At 57.5% G+C, this 15528-nt stretch carries 20 protein-coding genes, 1 tRNA gene and 1 pseudogene; 12 read left to right on the top strand and 10 right to left on the bottom strand.

Annotation, left to right across the window (positions count from 1 at the left end; translation table 11 throughout):
- The first annotated feature begins 58 nt into the window (after window positions 1-58).
- The 4 genes from JFT86_RS04855 to JFT86_RS04870 are packed head-to-tail and all read left to right on the top strand — an operon-like array spanning window position 59 to window position 2148.
- Window positions 59-1033, top strand: coding sequence for an alpha/beta fold hydrolase (locus tag JFT86_RS04855; RefSeq protein WP_201235947.1), 975 nt, complete (start codon window positions 59-61; stop codon window positions 1031-1033).
- Window positions 1034-1062: 29 nt separating this feature from the next.
- Complete coding sequence (locus tag JFT86_RS04860) at window positions 1063-1476, top strand: hypothetical protein (protein WP_025110944.1); 414 nt, start codon at window positions 1063-1065, stop codon at window positions 1474-1476.
- Window positions 1477-1482: 6 nt separating this feature from the next.
- On the top strand, window positions 1483-1935 hold the full coding sequence (locus JFT86_RS04865; protein ID WP_201235948.1) for a hypothetical protein: 453 nt from the start codon (window positions 1483-1485) through the stop codon (window positions 1933-1935).
- A gap of 45 nt (window positions 1936-1980) precedes the next feature.
- Window positions 1981-2148, top strand: a complete 168-nt coding sequence (locus tag JFT86_RS04870) for a hypothetical protein (RefSeq protein WP_201231979.1) — start codon at window positions 1981-1983, stop codon at window positions 2146-2148.
- A 98-nt stretch (window positions 2149-2246) separates the two neighbouring features.
- Here the strand turns inward: JFT86_RS04870 and gabP are convergent, their stop codons facing one another.
- Window positions 2247-3638 carry a GABA permease gene (gene gabP, locus JFT86_RS04875; protein WP_201235949.1) on the bottom strand — a complete coding sequence of 464 codons (1392 nt, stop codon included), beginning with the start codon at window positions 3636-3638 and terminating at the stop codon, window positions 2247-2249.
- Window positions 3639-4190: 552 nt separating this feature from the next.
- On the opposite strand from gabP, the gene JFT86_RS04880 reads away from it, so the two are divergent.
- The 6 genes from JFT86_RS04880 (at window position 4191) to JFT86_RS04905 (ending at window position 8895) form a co-directional block, all read left to right on the top strand.
- Window positions 4191-4964, top strand: a complete 774-nt coding sequence (locus tag JFT86_RS04880; RefSeq protein WP_025110949.1) for an ABC transporter ATP-binding protein — start codon at window positions 4191-4193, stop codon at window positions 4962-4964.
- A 13-nt stretch (window positions 4965-4977) separates the two neighbouring features.
- Window positions 4978-5724 carry an ABC transporter substrate-binding protein gene (locus JFT86_RS04885; protein ID WP_201235950.1) on the top strand — a complete coding sequence of 249 codons (747 nt, stop codon included), beginning with the start codon at window positions 4978-4980 and terminating at the stop codon, window positions 5722-5724.
- 78 nt (window positions 5725-5802) lie between these two features.
- Window positions 5803-6495 carry an ABC transporter permease gene (locus JFT86_RS04890; RefSeq protein WP_166218433.1) on the top strand — a complete coding sequence of 231 codons (693 nt, stop codon included), beginning with the start codon at window positions 5803-5805 and terminating at the stop codon, window positions 6493-6495.
- Window positions 6495-7184, top strand: coding sequence for an ABC transporter permease (locus JFT86_RS04895; RefSeq protein WP_201235951.1), 690 nt, complete (start codon window positions 6495-6497; stop codon window positions 7182-7184). The genes JFT86_RS04890 and JFT86_RS04895 overlap by 1 nt, the downstream gene beginning before the upstream one ends.
- Window positions 7165-8400: a methyltransferase gene (locus JFT86_RS04900; RefSeq protein WP_201235952.1), complete on the top strand. Its 1236-nt coding sequence runs from the start codon at window positions 7165-7167 to the stop codon at window positions 8398-8400. The genes JFT86_RS04895 and JFT86_RS04900 overlap by 20 nt, the downstream gene beginning before the upstream one ends.
- A gap of 419 nt (window positions 8401-8819) precedes the next feature.
- A tRNA-Thr gene (locus JFT86_RS04905) sits at window positions 8820-8895 on the top strand.
- A gap of 287 nt (window positions 8896-9182) precedes the next feature.
- On the opposite strand, the pseudogene JFT86_RS29200 reads toward JFT86_RS04905, so the two are convergent.
- From JFT86_RS29200 to JFT86_RS04915, 3 genes and pseudogenes are all read right to left on the bottom strand, one after another.
- Window positions 9183-9338, bottom strand: a pseudogene (locus tag JFT86_RS29200) (transcriptional regulator); the annotation flags it as partial.
- 47 nt (window positions 9339-9385) lie between these two features.
- On the bottom strand, window positions 9386-9811 hold the full coding sequence (locus JFT86_RS04910) for a type II toxin-antitoxin system HicB family antitoxin (RefSeq protein ID WP_201231975.1): 426 nt from the start codon (window positions 9809-9811) through the stop codon (window positions 9386-9388).
- Between the two features lie 30 nt (window positions 9812-9841).
- Window positions 9842-10024, bottom strand: coding sequence for a type II toxin-antitoxin system HicA family toxin (locus JFT86_RS04915; RefSeq protein ID WP_041071532.1), 183 nt, complete (start codon window positions 10022-10024; stop codon window positions 9842-9844).
- Window positions 10025-10493: 469 nt separating this feature from the next.
- Here JFT86_RS04915 and JFT86_RS04920 point away from each other — a divergent pair, with 469 nt between their 5' ends.
- Window positions 10494-10769: a DUF3077 domain-containing protein gene (locus JFT86_RS04920; protein ID WP_201235953.1), complete on the top strand. Its 276-nt coding sequence runs from the start codon at window positions 10494-10496 to the stop codon at window positions 10767-10769.
- A 51-nt stretch (window positions 10770-10820) separates the two neighbouring features.
- On the opposite strand, the gene JFT86_RS04925 is transcribed toward JFT86_RS04920, so the two are convergent.
- Window positions 10821-11501 (bottom strand): RES family NAD+ phosphorylase, encoded by a 681-nt coding sequence (locus JFT86_RS04925; RefSeq protein ID WP_201235954.1) that lies wholly within the window; start codon window positions 11499-11501, stop codon window positions 10821-10823.
- Window positions 11498-11908 (bottom strand): MbcA/ParS/Xre antitoxin family protein, encoded by a 411-nt coding sequence (locus JFT86_RS04930; protein WP_007961687.1) that lies wholly within the window; start codon window positions 11906-11908, stop codon window positions 11498-11500. The genes JFT86_RS04925 and JFT86_RS04930 overlap by 4 nt, the downstream gene beginning before the upstream one ends.
- Before the next feature lie 332 nt (window positions 11909-12240).
- On the opposite strand from JFT86_RS04930, the gene JFT86_RS04935 reads away from it, so the two are divergent.
- Entirely contained in the window at window positions 12241-13167 is a 927-nt protein-coding gene (locus tag JFT86_RS04935; protein WP_201235955.1) for a LysR family transcriptional regulator, read from the top strand.
- Here JFT86_RS04935 and JFT86_RS04940 read toward each other — a convergent pair.
- From JFT86_RS04940 to JFT86_RS04955, 4 genes are all read right to left on the bottom strand, one after another.
- Window positions 13084-13401 (bottom strand): AzlD domain-containing protein, encoded by a 318-nt coding sequence (locus JFT86_RS04940; RefSeq protein ID WP_007952614.1) that lies wholly within the window; start codon window positions 13399-13401, stop codon window positions 13084-13086. The two genes, JFT86_RS04935 and JFT86_RS04940, sit on opposite strands and share 84 nt — an antisense overlap.
- On the bottom strand, window positions 13380-14096 hold the full coding sequence (locus JFT86_RS04945; protein ID WP_201235956.1) for an AzlC family ABC transporter permease: 717 nt from the start codon (window positions 14094-14096) through the stop codon (window positions 13380-13382). The genes JFT86_RS04940 and JFT86_RS04945 overlap by 22 nt, the downstream gene beginning before the upstream one ends.
- On the bottom strand, window positions 14093-14470 hold the full coding sequence (locus tag JFT86_RS04950; protein WP_201238554.1) for a GNAT family N-acetyltransferase: 378 nt from the start codon (window positions 14468-14470) through the stop codon (window positions 14093-14095). Before JFT86_RS04950 ends, JFT86_RS04945 begins: the two co-directional genes overlap by 4 nt.
- Before the next feature lie 79 nt (window positions 14471-14549).
- Window positions 14550-15296 (bottom strand): 2OG-Fe dioxygenase family protein, encoded by a 747-nt coding sequence (locus JFT86_RS04955; RefSeq protein ID WP_166218415.1) that lies wholly within the window; start codon window positions 15294-15296, stop codon window positions 14550-14552.
- Window positions 15297-15528: the final 232 nt, after the last annotated feature.

The following is a 15528-nucleotide window of genomic DNA, read 5'->3' on the forward strand; positions in this document are numbered from 1 at the left end:
ATTGTCCCCTGGATGCGCCGGGACTATTGTTGGCAGCTACCCGCGAAGATCGAGCGCCATGAGTTCTCACGACACGCCTGAGTTGGAAAACGTGCAGCGCAAGCCATCAGCGACAGCTGAGATGCAGGGTGAAGCCTTCAAGGAAAACGCTGCCGACGGTTTTGTCCTTGGCGGTTTCACCTGGCGACATGCCCTGCCCGCTATTCAGCGCCCGGTAGTGATCATCAATGCCGCCACTTCCGTGCGCTGCCGTCATTACTCGCGTTTCGCGGCCTATCTGTTCGCCAATGGTTTCGACGTTATTACCTACGACTACCGTGGCATCGGCGAATCGCGCCCCGGTTCGATGAAAGGGTTGCACGCCTCATGGACCGATTGGGGCGTGCTGGATTTCGAGGCAATGCTCAAACGCGCGCAGCGGGAGTTTCCCGGTCAGCCCATCGATGTGGTCGGACATAGTTTTGGTGGTTGTGCGGCAGGCCTCGGTGAATCCGGACAGGTTATCCGACGGCTGGTCACCGTTGGCGCACAGTTCGCTTACTGGCGCGATTACGCGCCCGAACACCGCTGGCGCATGTTCGGCAAATGGCACCTGCTGATGCCGTTGGTGACGCTGCTCTGCGGCTATTTCCCCGGCAAGCGCCTCGGCTGGCTGGAAGACACGCCAACCGGCGTTGTGCGCGACTGGAGCACGCCTGCCCCGCGTTTCGAACGGCGCCCAAGCGGTCGCGCACTCATGGAAAAAAGCGGCGCCCTGCCCTTCGACAAAGTCCGCGCACAAACCCTGGCAATCAGCATCAGCGACGATCCCTACGGCACCATCCCGGCCATCGAACGCCTGCTCGCCTACTTCAGCAATGCCCCGAAAACCCACCTGCGCATCGAACCGCAAGACATCGGCGAACAACAAGTCGGACATTTCGCCTTTTTTCGCAGCGCATACCAAGCCACACTATGGCCCATCGCTCTGACCTGGCTGCAAACCGGTGAATTGGCCCCCGACACCCCCGGGCGGCAAATTCCGCGCAGCTGAGCCCATCCAACGCACCACGGAACAACACCATGGCCTCCGCCAACAAGCAGCAAAAACGCGCCGCCCGGGCCAAGACCAAGGCCAAGCAGAACCGCACCAAACGCGCCGAGGCGCCGGTAGAACTGGACCCGAACGATGACCGCATCGACTTCGAATCGGTGGACCTGACCGAGCTGTTCAAGAAAATGATCGACGCCGAGAAGATCAGCCAGCAAGCCCTGTGCACCGCGTTCCTCGAAGACCCGCTGCTGGAATTGGTCTATGAACAGGAAGGTGAAGAAGGCGCGATGGACTTCATCCTCGCGGCGCTGATCGAGTACCGCCAGTGGTCGAAAGAAACCGACGAGGCCGGCGCACTGGCGTGGATCGAATCGCCGGCCTTTCAGGCCGACTATGTAGCAGCGTCCGATGCGATTGCTGCACAAACCCAACAGAAGAACTGAGTTCCCATGGCATCCCTGAACAAGCAACAGAAACGCGCCAAACGCGCCAAGGCCAAAGCCAAGCAAATCCGTATGGTCGGCCGCAAACCTCTGGATCAGGACGAAGACCTCGACCACCTCGCCGAGCCGATCCCGGAATACACCCTGGCGATGTTCAGCAAAATGCGCGACGCCGAAGCCATCAGCCGCAACGAAATGCTGCTGACGCTGCTGCGTGAACTGGCGTTCATCATCGTTGACCATCCAGACCTGCTGGACATGGAAAACGCCGACAACGAAGGCATGGCCGCCACCCACTTGGCCGCCGACATGTTGATCGACTACCGCATGTGGGCCGAAGGCGTAACGATCGAAGAAGCCCAGGCCTGGCTGAGCGAGCCACAGTTCATCACCGATTTCGGGGTTGCGCTGGATACTTACAGCAAGTCGGTGGAAGATACCGAACCCAAAGCCGAGTAATTTTTTGCGCCTCACGTCCACGCACGATCAGGAAAAGGAAGTCAGATGAAGACAACAGACTCGTGCAAGGGTGAGCAAATTCCGAAGGCAGAAGACACAGCAGCCATCTTCGAAAGCGAACCTGTTAAATCTCTCAAGCAAACAACTTGGGATGAATGGTTCGACGGAGAGAAATGCAGCCCAGACTTCATGCTCTCGCGAGAGCAAAGCTGATCCGGATCTGAAGCGCAGATATTTCGCCACCGGTAGCACAAACAAAAACGGCCGCTCGTCATCACTGACAGCGGCCGTTTTGCATTACGCGTTACGGATCAGTTCAACACCACCGCACCACGTTTTTCCAGCTTGCGACGACGCGCCACCAACAGACCGGCAGCCACCACCATCAGGCTCAGCAGGCCAGTCGCGAGGATCTCCACGCGGTGGGCTTCCTGGAACAGCATGATGGTAAGGGCCGCGACGATGAAGATGATCACCGCGTAGGTCAGGCCCGGGAACAGCCACATGCTGAAGACGATTGTCTCGCCACGCGCCACGCGTTGTTTACGCATGCGCAGTTGCGAGAACGCGATCACCAGGTACACCAGCAGCGCGATGGCGCCGGAGCTGGCCAGCAGGAACTCGAACACGGCGGCCGGAGCCACGTAGTTGGCGAACGTGCAGAGGAACGCAGCACCGGTCGACAGCATTACCGCCCAGTAAGGCGTGCCGCTTTTGTTGGTGCGGGTCGCCATGGCCGGTGCGTCACCGCGCTTGCCGAGGGAGAACAGCATGCGCGACGAGGTGTACAGCGCCGAGTTCAGGCAGCTGGTTACCGCGACCAGCACCACGATGTCGACGATCATCTTGGCGTTAGGAATGCCCATGCGCTCAAGCACGGTCTGGTAGGAACCGAGGTTGGCCAGCGTAGGATCGTTCCATGGCACCAGCGCTACAACAATGAAGATCGACACGAGGTAGAACAAGCCGATCCGCCAGATCACCGAGTTGGTGGCCTTGGAGATTTGCTTGCCCGGGTTCTTCGATTCCGCGGCCGCAATGGTCACGATCTCGGTACCCATGAACGAGAACATCGTGGTCAGGATCGCGCCCAACACCGCGCCCATGCCGTTCGGCAGGAAGCCACCCGTGTCGAACAGGTGCGAAACACCGCTGACCTGGCTGTTCGGCAGGTAGCCGAAGATCGCCGCCAGACCGAGGATGATGAAGCCGATGATTGCCAGCACTTTGATCAGGGCAAACCAGAATTCGAACTCGCCGTAATTCTTTACGCTGAACAGGTTGGTCACGGTCAGCAACATGGTGATGATCAGTGCGAACGCCCAGATCCCCACGCTTGGGAACCACGCGTGCAGGATGGTCGCAGCGGCGTTGGCTTCCAGCGGAATCACCAACACCCAGAACCACCAGTACAACCAGCCGATGGTGAAACCGGCCCAGTGCCCGATAGCACGGTCGGCGTAAGTCGAGAACGAGCCGGTGTCCGGCGAGGCAACTGCCATTTCGCCCAACATGCGCATCACCAGTACCACCAGGGTGCCGGCGGCAGCGTAGGCCAGCAGCACGGCAGGGCCGGCGGCAGCGATGGCGTGGCCGGAGCCAACAAACAAACCGGCGCCGATCACACCGGCGATCGACAACATGGTCACATGACGCGGTTTGAGCCCTTGTTCAAGGCCATTGGAGCTTGAGGTACTGCTCATCGAAACTACCTTTGCGAGGAAAGCGATTGCGTCCGTCTCGTCTGGTTTTCCTTCTCGTAAAAAGAAACCAACGGGGCGTTCCAAATTCTGCACGCAATAATTGCGCCAAAATATTTCAAACTCTTCTGGCCCGCGGTCTCCAGCCGGACCGGACAGTCATCGCAAGTCCTTGAGATTAATGGCAATTCGCCAGAACGTTACCCTGCGACTCACTTTCAAGACGAATCAACGCACCAGAAACACACTGAAAAAGTGTGGGATGCACAATAAAAGGGCGATTCAGGAACGATCAGCCGGATAGCGCTTCCAACACCCCGCCAAAGCTGGCAACATCGCGCCTTTTTTTACGCGACACCCGCGGGATTGCCCGTTCAAACACCCGTTCGGTTGTTGATGGGGCGACAGTCTGCTGTGCCGATGCGACAACCTGCCACACGCCACCCGATTACCGCTCCCAGCGCTGTTGGCTGCCATTGAAACGCTATGCTAGCTTGGCCGCCTCGCCAGGAAGGCCAACCAACAGCAGGAGCGCAACATATATGAGGAACGCACATGGCTGAGGCCACGCCCGCGCTTGAAATCCGCAACCTGCACAAACGCTACGGACAGCTTGAGGTGCTCAAAGGCATCTCGCTGACCGCCCGCGACGGCGATGTGATCTCGATCCTGGGTTCCTCCGGTTCCGGCAAGTCCACGTTCCTGCGTTGCATCAACCTGTTGGAAAACCCGCACCAGGGCCAAATCCTGGTCGCCGGGGAAGAACTCAAGCTCAAGGCCGCCAAAAATGGCGAACTGGTTGCCGCCGACGGCAAGCAGATCAATCGCCTGCGCTCCGAGATTGGTTTTGTGTTTCAAAACTTTAATCTGTGGCCGCATATGAGCGTCCTCGACAACATCATCGAAGCGCCGCGTCGCGTACTCGGCCAGAGCAAGGCCGAAGCCATCGAAGTCGCCGAAGCACTGCTGGCCAAGGTCGGCATCGCCGACAAGCGCCACGCCTACCCGGCGCAATTGTCCGGTGGCCAGCAGCAACGCGCGGCGATTGCCCGCACGCTGGCGATGCAACCGAAAGTGATCCTGTTCGACGAGCCCACCTCCGCGCTTGACCCGGAAATGGTTCAGGAAGTACTTAGTGTCATCCGCGCATTGGCCGAAGAAGGCCGCACCATGCTACTCGTGACCCACGAAATGGGCTTCGCCCGTCAGGTCTCCAGCGAAGTGGTGTTCCTTCACCAGGGCCTGGTAGAAGAGCAAGGATCGCCACAGCAGGTGTTCGAAAACCCGCTTTCGGCGCGCTGCAAACAATTCATGTCCAGCAACCGCTAACGGAGCAACATGCATGCAGAACTATAAAAAGGTCTTCCTGGCTGCGGCCGTCACCCTGGCGTTCAGCGCCGGTGCCATGGCCGAAACCCTGAAGATGGGCATCGAAGCGGCTTACCCGCCATTCAACAACAAAGATGCCAGCGGCAACGTTGTCGGCTTCGACAAAGACATCGGCGACGCGCTGTGCGCCAAGATGAAAGTCGAGTGCAGCGTCGTCACCTCCGACTGGGACGGCATCATTCCAGCCCTGAACGCCAAGAAGTTCGACTTCCTGATCTCGTCGATGTCGATCACCGACGAACGCAAGGGCGCGGTGGACTTCACCGACCCGTACTACTCGAACAAGCTGCAATTCATCGCGCCGAAAGATAAAGAGTTCAAGACCGACAAGGACTCCCTGAAAGGCAAAGTGATCGGCGCCCAGCGCGCAACCCTGGCCGGTACCTTCATGGAAGACAACATGCCGGGCATTGAAGTGAAGCTCTACGACACCCAGGAAAACGCCTATCTCGACCTGACTTCCGGTCGTCTGGACGGCATCCTCGCGGACAAATACGTCAACTACGAGTGGCTGAAAAGCGACGCCGGCAAAGCCTACGAATTCAAGGGCGACCCGGTGGAAGAAAGCGACAAGATCGGTATCGCTGTACGCAAAGGCGACCCGATCCGCGAGAAGCTGAACGCCGCGCTGAAGGAAATCGTCGCTGACGGTACCTACAAGAAGATCAACGACAAGTACTTCCCGTTCAGCATCTACTGATTCTGACCTGCCGGATCGGCGCCGCTCCCCAGCGGTGCCGATCCCCGGCCTTGCCTGCCGCGATTTGAAAAGAAATCCATGATTATCGACCTCTACGGATTCGGCCCGGCGCTCGCCGCCGGCGCGCTGATGACCGTCAAACTGGCACTCTCGGCCCTGTGCCTGGGGCTGGTGCTCGGTCTGCTCGGCGCCTTGGCCAAGACTTCCCCGTACAAGCCGCTGCAATGGCTTGGCGGCTTTTATTCAACCCTGGTGCGTGGCATTCCGGAATTGCTCTGGGTGCTGTTGATCTACTTCGGTACGGTCAACCTGATGCGCGCGCTCGGTGAGTTTTTCGGCAATCCCGATCTGGAACTCAGTGCCTTTGCCGCCGGTGTCATCGCACTGGGCCTGTGCTTCGGCGCGTACGCCACGGAAGTGTTCCGTGGCGCGATCCTCGCCATTCCCAAAGGCCACCGTGAGGCCGGCGTGGCCCTGGGCCTGTCGAAATGGCGGATCTTCACCCGACTGATCATGCCGCAGATGTGGCGCATCGCCCTGCCGGGCCTTGGCAACCTGTTCATGATCCTGATGAAGGACACGGCACTGGTGTCAGTGATCGGCCTGGAAGAAATCATGCGTCACGCGCAAATCGGCGTGACCGTGTCGAAACAGCCGTTCACCTTCTATATGGTCGCCGCGCTCATGTACCTCGGCCTGACCGTGCTGGCCATGACCGGCATGCATTTCCTGGAAAAACGCGCCGCCCGCGGCTTCGCGAGGAGCGCTTAATGAATTGGGAAATCATCATCAAGTGGCTGCCGAAACTGGCGCAGGGCGCGACCCTGACTCTGGAACTGGTGGCCATTGCCGTGATCGCAGGTCTGCTGCTGGCGATTCCGCTGGGCATCGCCCGCTCTTCGAAGCTGTGGTACGTACGCGCTTTGCCCTACGCCTACATCTTCTTTTTCCGTGGCACGCCGTTGCTGGTTCAACTGTTCCTGGTCTACTACGGCCTGGCACAGTTCGACGTGGTCAGGAACAGCTCGATGTGGCCGTACCTGCGCGATCCGTTCTGGTGCGCCACCGCGACCATGACCCTGCACACGGCGGCTTACATCGCCGAAATTCTGCGTGGTGCGATCCAGGCCATTCCACCGGGCGAAATCGAAGCGGCGCGGGCCTTGGGCATGTCCAAACCGAAAGCGATGTTCTACATCATCCTGCCGCGTGCCGCGCGCATCGGCCTGCCGGCCTACAGCAACGAAGTGATCCTGATGCTCAAGGCCAGCGCCCTGGCCAGCACGGTGACGCTGCTGGAACTGACCGGCATGGCCCGCACGATCATCGCCCGCACCTACCTGCCGGTGGAGATCTTCTTCGCGGCTGGCGTGTTCTATCTGCTGATGTCCTACGTGCTGGTGCGCGGCTTCAAGCTGCTGGAGCGCTGGCTGCGCGTCGATGCCTGCCAAGGGCGTTGATTCTTCCCACGTGCTGACGGGCGAGAACCTACTCGCCCGCTTCACCGCGCTGGATGCTTTTCTGACAAAGCATCAGGCGCTGTGGAAACCCCGTCCCTTCACTCATCTTTCGCTTGCTTGGGAAGCGTCCTACCCGGAGCTGGCCTTGTGGCTACGCGGGCGATCGCTTGAGGATGCGGAAAACGCGCATAACCAACCTGCCGACCTTGCCGATGCGCCGGAACCGTTTGCTTCATTGGCGGCGTTGTCGGCTGAGCTGAGCGCGGTAGGTGAGTTGCCAGGGCATGCGCTGGAAGCCGCTGGTCATCGCTTGAATGTCGATGTGCCGGGACGCAAATGGCAGCAGATCGAGGCGTTTGCCAGTCGTTTGTCCTTTGCCTCACAACCGACGCATTGGCTCGACTGGTGTTCCGGCAAGGGCCATTTGGGCCGACGTCTGTTGGGCGCCGGGCAACAATTGACCTGCGTTGAATACGATCCGGCGCTGGTTGTCAGTGGTCAGGCGTTGAGTCAACGTCATCATCTGCATGCCTTGCATGTCGAGCAGGATGTGCTGGCGACGAATGCTTCAGATGTATTGAGTGCCATCCACACGCCTGTCGCCCTCCATGCCTGTGGCGATTTGCATGTGCGACTGATGCAACTAGCCAGTGCTGCCGGCTGCCAACAACTGGCGATCGCCCCGTGCTGTTACAACCGCACAAGTCGCACGGAATATAAGGCGTTATCTGCCGCCGGACTGGAATCGCTCCTACGATTGTCTCTAGAAGATCTTGCCCTACCGATGAGCGAAACCGTCACCGCCGGTGCACGAGTCCGACGTCAGCGCGACACCTCGATGGCCCGACGCCTCGCTTTCGACCTGTTGCAACGGCGACTGCGCGGTATCGACGAATACCTGCCAACCCCCTCGCTATCCAGCGCCTGGCTGGACAAACCGTTCGCCGATTACTGCCATGATCTGGCCGCCCTCAAACAGTTATCCACAATAGGCTCGCAAGATTGGCCGGCGCTCGAAGCTGCCGGATGGCAGCGGTTGGCCGAAGTTCGCAACCTGGAATTACTGCGAGGATTGTTCCGACGACCGCTGGAGCTTTGGCTGAATCTGGATCGAGCACTTTTCCTCGTCGAACAGGGATACGTCGTACGCCTTGGTACCTTCTGCGATGCGCCGCTCACGCCACGTAATTTCATGTTGTTGGCCGAACGCGTTTAAAACCCGAACAGCCTGTGGATAACTCTGTTGATGGAATTCCCATGGATCCAATATCCATGCCTGTTTCGAGGCTTTAACACCACTGGTCATTTTTTGTTCATATAGATAAAAAACCTGTAAAACAGGGATTTGCGAACAAAATGAGAACGCCTCCACAAAATCATGCCAAAGTGCGCAATCCAGTCGATCCGTTGTGCATAAGCTTCCAATCAAAACGACATAAACCGCCAAGTCACGACGAATTTTTTCAAGAAAAACGCAGCCTCCACCCTCCTGCGCCAAACCGTTCAGGCTCCTGTTTTCAAGGGCCGGACCGCAGGAACAGCGCCTTCGTCGAACCTGATCGAGCACTCGCGTAAAAATAGTCTGAATTCAGGGGTTTACAGAACCAACCCAGTCGCTATAATCGTCGCCCACACGCCGGTATAGCTCAGTTGGTAGAGCAACTGACTTGTAATCAGTAGGTCCCGGGTTCGACTCCTGGTGCCGGCACCATACAAAACGAAGCCCCTGCAGAAATGCAGGGGCTTTGTTGTTTCTAGGTTTTAAAAAGACTTCACGTCAAATCGTGAAAACGTCCACAAAGTGTCCACACCTGAAAATTGTCACTCCCGCGAATGTCATCACTCATGCGGAGTGGGATTGCTTGAGTCGGTCAATGCATGCCCAATCTGTAGTGCCATTTCGAGCAAATCGGCATGAGATGGGTCAAACCACGTTTTGATGTGAGACTGTGGTCTGACCTATTTTCCCCACCCTATTTTGCTCGTGTCGCTACGGCTTAGGTTGGCGAAAGCGCTTTGAGAAACCTCGGTCTTCCTTTGCTCTTCAGTGGCCGCCGAGAGCGGCACCCGCGTTACGCGTGCGGCCTTTCCAGCCTTCATCTGACGTACAGAATTCAGCAAGTCCGTCTGAAATCGCTTTAGTTCATCTGCCATGCCTTTCTTCGCCTTCAGCTACTTTCTCCAACACTCGCTTGCTGAACTTATGCAGCTTGAACAGAAAGCGAAATCCGCCTTCCAAGTTGCTGCAACGCACGCTCAACATTCTCGATTTTGGAGTGATGCAGGAAATCTACCAGGCGGTCGACCTGGGGCCGTTGTACGCCGAGACGACGTGCCAACTCGGCCTTGCTTACACCTGACTCCAAAAGGGTATTCCACAGAGCAACCTTTGCTGCAGTCAGCGCAGGCAGACGCAATACAACGTCACTTGCCTGTTCTCCTGCCTGACCGGTCGGAATCAACCGGCGATCATCAACGTAAATCGACAGCGCTGTCTCGATTGCATCAATAGCGGTATCCAGCGCTTCCTTGAGAGTCTCGCCGACGGCGTGCATCTCTGGAATTTCTGCGCAGGTCAGCCAGACACTGCCCGGCTCTTCGTGAACTTCCAACGCATATTCGAACATCACGATTCCTCTCATCGGTACAGCTGGGCCTCAATCCTTGAGGCCCAGCTGCTTGATTATCGATTTTCTCAACCCTTCGCCCATTTCCTTGGCTCCATGGTCGGGAAACACGGTTGATTTGCCATTCAAGGAAACCTTGAAGTGACTGCCCTTGCCGGTTTGAAACTCAACGCCTTGGGCTTTCAACCATCGCCGAAACTCGCTGTACTTCATGTGCAACACTCGCCGTTTCGGTAGAGCGAATGTGCAACATATTTGCTGCACATGCAACATAAGTGTTGCACTACACAGAAATGCCAACGGCCACCACCTGGCCACGATTGCGCATTTGTCCTCCTCTAGTTACCGTCAAACCCGTCGCTGCCAATTCGGCGACCGGGCCTGAGAACCCGAGTAAGATGCAGGCGCACCAGCGCCCCAACCCACGTTTGCCGGCGCTTTTTTGTGTCCGCATTCACGTGTAATGGCGGCTGTGCGTGGGAGACCTTCGGGTCTGCCGGGTTCCTGTATCTCCGGTTTCTCAGCCTGCGCATAGCTGCCACCCTTTCGCCTGAGAACGAATTGGCAGCTCTCATTTGATACAGGGAGTTCACAAATGAATGCCATTGATTCATCCGTAATCCGCCGCGCAGTCGCACCGGTCACCTCACTCCACTTCCTCACATACGTCAGGTGAAGCGAAATGACCGACTACCTCGATTTGAAAATCCCAGGCCTTACGCACTTTTCCTTCCAGGCCAATCAAGCGATGTTCCGCACCAATCGCGGTGTTCCAGTGATAGCCGCCCTCTCGCACGCCTCACACTTGCTTCACATCTCCAAGCTACTGACTGCCGACTCCACAGTCTCTCGCGACCCTGACCTTCACGCTTATGCCTCGCAGTATCTGCAGGAGTTAAGCAAGGCACTGATCGACGACGTGGTGAAAGTGCTGGATGCGCCAACAGGAAGCCATTGACGTAAACCGCCAATACGAAGCCTTCGCCTTACGGCGGGGGCTTTTTGCGATTCAAACCTGACTGATCTCAAACACAAACGAAATCCTGCGCTGGCTCGCACTCCACACATAGCGCAGATGCTTGCCCTGCTTCGGAATCGACACCGCCGGCGGCCGAAACGCGGCGACACATTCATGCCCCGGCAGGCGGACGCTGTTGTAGAGCAGGCCCCAGGATTCAGACTCGCGCAGTTGTCGGGCAAATGCTTGAGATGGGGCATAGGCCTGCGGATCGGGTTGATGTAAATCGGGAAAGTCGTGACGAACATCATGCAGCGGCTTAACCACGCGATTGACGTATGTGCGCATGGTCAATTCAAGATCCGCTTCGTTGGTGGCCGCGAGAAAGCGTTCCTGGTGGTAGCACGTCTCGGCAATGGCGGCCGCTTGGCTACTCGCGGCGTAATAAACACCGAAGGTGCCGTCACAAAAGCGGCTGGTTTTACCGATGTGGGTAAACGCAGCCATTACCGGAGTCGAACCCGGGCCGGAGAGTCGATCTTCGGGACGCACTCGAGCGAGGACGCCGGCCTGTTCGATCAGGCGATCATTGGTCAGCGCCTCGATGGCGTAGGCGACTTCCAGATCCTCGGGGTCGAGCACGTCTTCGAACAGCGCAATCGGCGGGAAGCTGCTGTTGACGATCCGATAAGCCTTGGGCCATTGCGACTCGGCCAGCGGCGGGGCCTTCAACCGCGCACCCCGTCGAGATAGCGGCGCACGTCAGCGATGTCGACCACCCTCCCCGCCAGCATGTAATCCAGCGCCGTCCGCCCATTGAACGGCGCCGCCGTGTTCGGACTGCTGACCCACGTATAAGCGCGCTCGCGACTGTTGCTGAAGATGATGCTCAACGCCTTATGAATGCCCATCAGATACGAGATGCGCTCAAGGGTGTCATGCGGCAGACGTATGTTCGGCGGCAGATGTTTGTACTTGTAGAACGTTGTGTTGCCGACGCCCCCTAGCAGCGTGCGTTGCTGCTCGGCGTTACAGCCCCAACGTTCCATTAGATTGAAGAAGAACTTCAACGCAACACGCCCGGCTTCGGGAACGTCGAGTTGCTCACGCGGGGTAAGGGCTGGGGATGAGGTAGGCACGGCCGCCTCCATACTGAGTGACATACTTTCAAGCCTAGTACAAATACGAATATTTATTTTCTTTTAATCCGCTTGCGAACCGGCTCGTTCCCCAAACAAGAATGTTAAAAACACCGAAAATTGTTATTTTCCGTGCGTATTTTTTGACCCCAATCACCCCCACGTCACCAAAAAACCCGATCCTGTGTCAGCCTCCAGCCATCGGCGGGGACATCAATTCGCTACTAAACCCGCGACAACTATGCTCAGGTGCAGGAATATAGCCGGCATATGGCGCCGTATCGGCAGTCTCGTAAACAACAATACCCAGCCCACTTCAGAGGGCATTACCCATGGATAGCAGAACCTTACGCAACCTCATGCGCATCGTGCAGACCGGCTCGTTGTCGGCCGCAGCCGAGCATTCGTGCCTGACCGTGCAGGCCTTGGCCGCGCAGTTGAACAAGGTCGAAGAGCAGTTCGGTTTCCGCTTGTTTCGTCGTTCCAACAAAGGGCTGACGCTGACGCCGCAAGGCACCGAGCTCACGCCGTATATGGACCGAGTGCTGATTGCCACACGACAGATGGAAGAGAAAGTCGAGGCGCTGAAAGTGCCAGGGCAACGCACGTTGAAGGTCGCGTTGAACAACACGTTATCGCCCGACTTCAATCGGCGAATGATCGGACGCCTGATCGAGGTATTTCCCGATTATCAGATGGAATTCAGCTACGCCGAGTCGATGGAAAACCTCAGCAAGCTGAAGAACGAAGACTTTGACCTTGCGGTGCTGATCGGCCCACAGCGGCCGGGCTTGCCGAGCATTGTCCTGCCGGATGTGCAGGTGCAGGTGGTCGGCGCGCATTGCGGCCAGGAAAACGACCCGCTGACGTTGTTGGGCAACAAGTTTCAGGTGCGTCCTGCGGAAGATTGTCCGTATTCCCACAGCTTTTTGCGTTTTCTCGACGCAGGGTTGGGCAATCACGAAAACGGCCAGCGCATGGTCTATTCGTGCAGCGAAACCCTGACGCTGTCGCTCATCACACAGATGGACGCGGTCGGCATGGTCTCTCGCGAGGCCGCGCAAAAGAACGGCCTGACGATTTTCCCCGGCTTCGAGGATTTCCTCGAAGTGCGCCTGGCGGTGAACAATCCTGATTTGTCCAATCAGGCGCTGAGCGACGTCGTCGATCTGCCGTTACATGAACGAGCCGAGCGCAATGTACGCAGCCGTCCCAACCGCCACACTGAGAAAGAGGTTTTTGCTGAAATACGCACATAACAACGTCGGAATCGCTGCATAGAATTCCGGGCGATCGAGCTGTATGTGCTGATCCTTGATCAACAAGGGAGTCAGGCTGATCGCAGCGACGATCGCCACCGGCAAGTACTCCAGCGCCCGCGCCACGAACGGCGGCCAGTGCTCGGTGTTGACTTGCAGTGGCAAGGCGCGCGGTAGGAAGGTCACTGCCATCATCAGCGCGACCACCAGAATCAGGAACGTTTGGTCAGGCATACACCCACTCCGCAGCCCACAAACGTGGCGATAAACACATTAAACGGCGAGCTGCCGACCAGGCTCAGCGCGCCCATGCAAATCACTGCTGCAGCGGCTGCAATCATTTTGTTGCGGGTATTACACAGCGACACCAGCACATAGAGCATCATCGCCGTCAGCGCATAATCGAGCTGATATTTGATCAAGTGCGCGGCGTACTGCGCGCACACAGCGCCGAGCAGGCCGCCAAGCACCCATGACGTGTGGCAGAAAAGGTTGAAGCCAATCAGATAACGCACGTTTACCGGTGCGCCAGTGCCGAGTTTTACGCTGTGGAAAGCGAAGGATTCGTCGGTCAGACCGCCGGCGTAACACCAGCGCTCCACGCGACTGAGGCCCAAGGCGCGCAGGGCTTTGGCCATGTATACCGACATCAGCATGTGTCGCGCATTGATCAGGAAAGTGGTCAGCACAATGGTGGTCAGCGACGCACCACTGGAGATCAACGCCAGTGCAGCGAATTGTGAAGCGCCGGCGTACACGAACAGACACATCGCCACGGGCAACCACATGGGCAGCCCGGCGTTAACGGCCATCAAGCCGAATACAAATGACACCGTGAAATACCCGGCCACCACCGGGCTGGCTTCGGCAAACGTGCGCGACGGCTGATGGTTGACCATCAGCGGCGCACTGCCGGACGTTTCATTCATAGATCCCTCTCAAATGTCCGTTCGCCATGAGGCTCGCAAAAACCCTGGGCAGCCCAGAATCGTTTGCCCGCGAGGTTAGCATCGTCGACGAACAGAAACATCCGCAACACCCCCACCCTTTTCATGTCCGACGACGCTGCTTCAACCAGACGTTGACCGACGCCCTGGCTGCGATAGCGCGGGCTGACGGCCAGATGATTGATCGTGCCACGGCTGCCGAGCATGCCGCCGAGCACCGCGCCGACGATTTCGCCGGCCACGTCGAACGCCAGATAGGCGGTAGTGGTTTTCTGGATCAGCACGCTGCGCAGGCACTTGGCGTCTTGCCATTCGCAGAACGACACTTCGTCGAACTGGCGAAAAAAGCGCTCCATGCGCTGCGCATCCTTGGCGGTGGCGCGGCGCAGCACCACCGGCGTCGAGCACTCGACGCCGTCGATTGGGGTGATCTGATTAGCGAACAATGTCGAAAGCGGTCCCGGGCCGCGAGAAAGAAATCGCCAGAATCTGCCGGTACGCCATGGCATGGGTGTGAGTATTACGCGCCGGAGTCACGTAGTGGCGCATGTCGCGATCGAGGAAGTACGTGGTATCGAGGATTTCCTGGTAGGTGGTCGACGCCAGTTGATGCTCGTGGATGTCGTACAAACGACTCTCGGCCCCCTCGACATTGTTGCGGCCCCAGAAGTGCACACCGCTGAACGGATAGCCGTCGCAGTGAATCCCTTCCGGGGTGATTTCAAGTTGTTTGCCGGGTTTGATCTCGATGCGGATCTGATGAATCTGGCATTGCCAGATTTCATCGTGCAGTTCTTCCGGCAAGACGCTTTTGTACACTTCAAAATCGGTATCGATCAGGCTGCGCATGACGGGCGATTCGATGACTTCATCGGAGAAGTCCTGGAAGTGCCGCACCAGGCCGCCCACATAGGCGTTGTTTTCCTTGGATTGCACGTACGCGCGATGCTCAAGTTGTTTCAGTTCGCGTGTCTTGGGGTTGTACTCAAAGTCGCTGTAACGACGGTAACGCATGCCGGCTTCGGCCTGACCGTAGTAGCTGTCAGGCTCCATGTTTTCCCAACTTTTGGTCAGTCTGACGAAGTCGGCAAAATGACCGTAGAGATTGAAGTCACCACCCTGGACGTTGACATATTTGTCGCGCCGTAGCGATTCGCCCACTTCTCTGTTCAAAACGATCATTACCAAATTCTCCGCTGCGTTGAGCGGCCTAATCTATTAGGTGGAGAATTTGCGTCCATGAGAAAGAATTTCAGGCATTTAAAGCCCTGTTTGAAACGGCGTTTGAAGCACCCTGAAAACAACTTTCACATGACAAAAACACGGGTTTTTTCCGGTTTTCATCGAAAAACCGTCGAAAAAAAACCCCGAACCGGTCGGGGCTTTTCTCATGTTTCTTACACTTGATCAGGCA

The sequence above is a fragment of the Pseudomonas sp. TH06 genome (assembly GCF_016651305.1).
Lineage (GTDB): Bacteria > Pseudomonadota > Gammaproteobacteria > Pseudomonadales > Pseudomonadaceae > Aquipseudomonas.

Bases quoted from the DNA above. Each gene is read 5' to 3' on its own strand.
- JFT86_RS04865 (WP_201235948.1), top strand. From the start codon at position 1,483: ATGGCATCCCTGAACAAGCAACAGAAACGCGCCAAACGCGCCAAGGCC.
- JFT86_RS04880 (WP_025110949.1), top strand. From the start codon at position 4,191: ATGGCTGAGGCCACGCCCGCGCTTGAAATCCGCAACCTGCACAAACGC.
- JFT86_RS04935 (WP_201235955.1), top strand. From the start codon at position 12,241: ATGGATAGCAGAACCTTACGCAACCTCATGCGCATCGTGCAGACCGGC.
- JFT86_RS04890 (WP_166218433.1), top strand. From the start codon at position 5,803: ATGATTATCGACCTCTACGGATTCGGCCCGGCGCTCGCCGCCGGCGCG.
- JFT86_RS04945 (WP_201235956.1), bottom strand. From the start codon at position 14,096: ATGAATGAAACGTCCGGCAGTGCGCCGCTGATGGTCAACCATCAGCCG.
- JFT86_RS04940 (WP_007952614.1), bottom strand. From the start codon at position 13,401: ATGCCTGACCAAACGTTCCTGATTCTGGTGGTCGCGCTGATGATGGCA.
- JFT86_RS04920 (WP_201235953.1), top strand. From the start codon at position 10,494: ATGACCGACTACCTCGATTTGAAAATCCCAGGCCTTACGCACTTTTCC.
- JFT86_RS04900 (WP_201235952.1), top strand. From the start codon at position 7,165: ATGCCTGCCAAGGGCGTTGATTCTTCCCACGTGCTGACGGGCGAGAAC.
- JFT86_RS04915 (WP_041071532.1), bottom strand. From the start codon at position 10,024: ATGAAGTACAGCGAGTTTCGGCGATGGTTGAAAGCCCAAGGCGTTGAG.
- JFT86_RS04870 (WP_201231979.1), top strand. From the start codon at position 1,981: ATGAAGACAACAGACTCGTGCAAGGGTGAGCAAATTCCGAAGGCAGAA.
- gabP (WP_201235949.1), bottom strand. From the start codon at position 3,638: ATGAGCAGTACCTCAAGCTCCAATGGCCTTGAACAAGGGCTCAAACCG.
- JFT86_RS04950 (WP_201238554.1), bottom strand. From the start codon at position 14,470: ATGGAGCGCTTTTTTCGCCAGTTCGACGAAGTGTCGTTCTGCGAATGG.
- JFT86_RS04885 (WP_201235950.1), top strand. From the start codon at position 4,978: ATGCAGAACTATAAAAAGGTCTTCCTGGCTGCGGCCGTCACCCTGGCG.
- JFT86_RS04955 (WP_166218415.1), bottom strand. From the start codon at position 15,296: ATGATCGTTTTGAACAGAGAAGTGGGCGAATCGCTACGGCGCGACAAA.
- JFT86_RS04895 (WP_201235951.1), top strand. From the start codon at position 6,495: ATGAATTGGGAAATCATCATCAAGTGGCTGCCGAAACTGGCGCAGGGC.
- JFT86_RS04860 (WP_025110944.1), top strand. From the start codon at position 1,063: ATGGCCTCCGCCAACAAGCAGCAAAAACGCGCCGCCCGGGCCAAGACC.
- JFT86_RS04855 (WP_201235947.1), top strand. From the start codon at position 59: ATGAGTTCTCACGACACGCCTGAGTTGGAAAACGTGCAGCGCAAGCCA.
- JFT86_RS04910 (WP_201231975.1), bottom strand. From the start codon at position 9,811: ATGTTCGAATATGCGTTGGAAGTTCACGAAGAGCCGGGCAGTGTCTGG.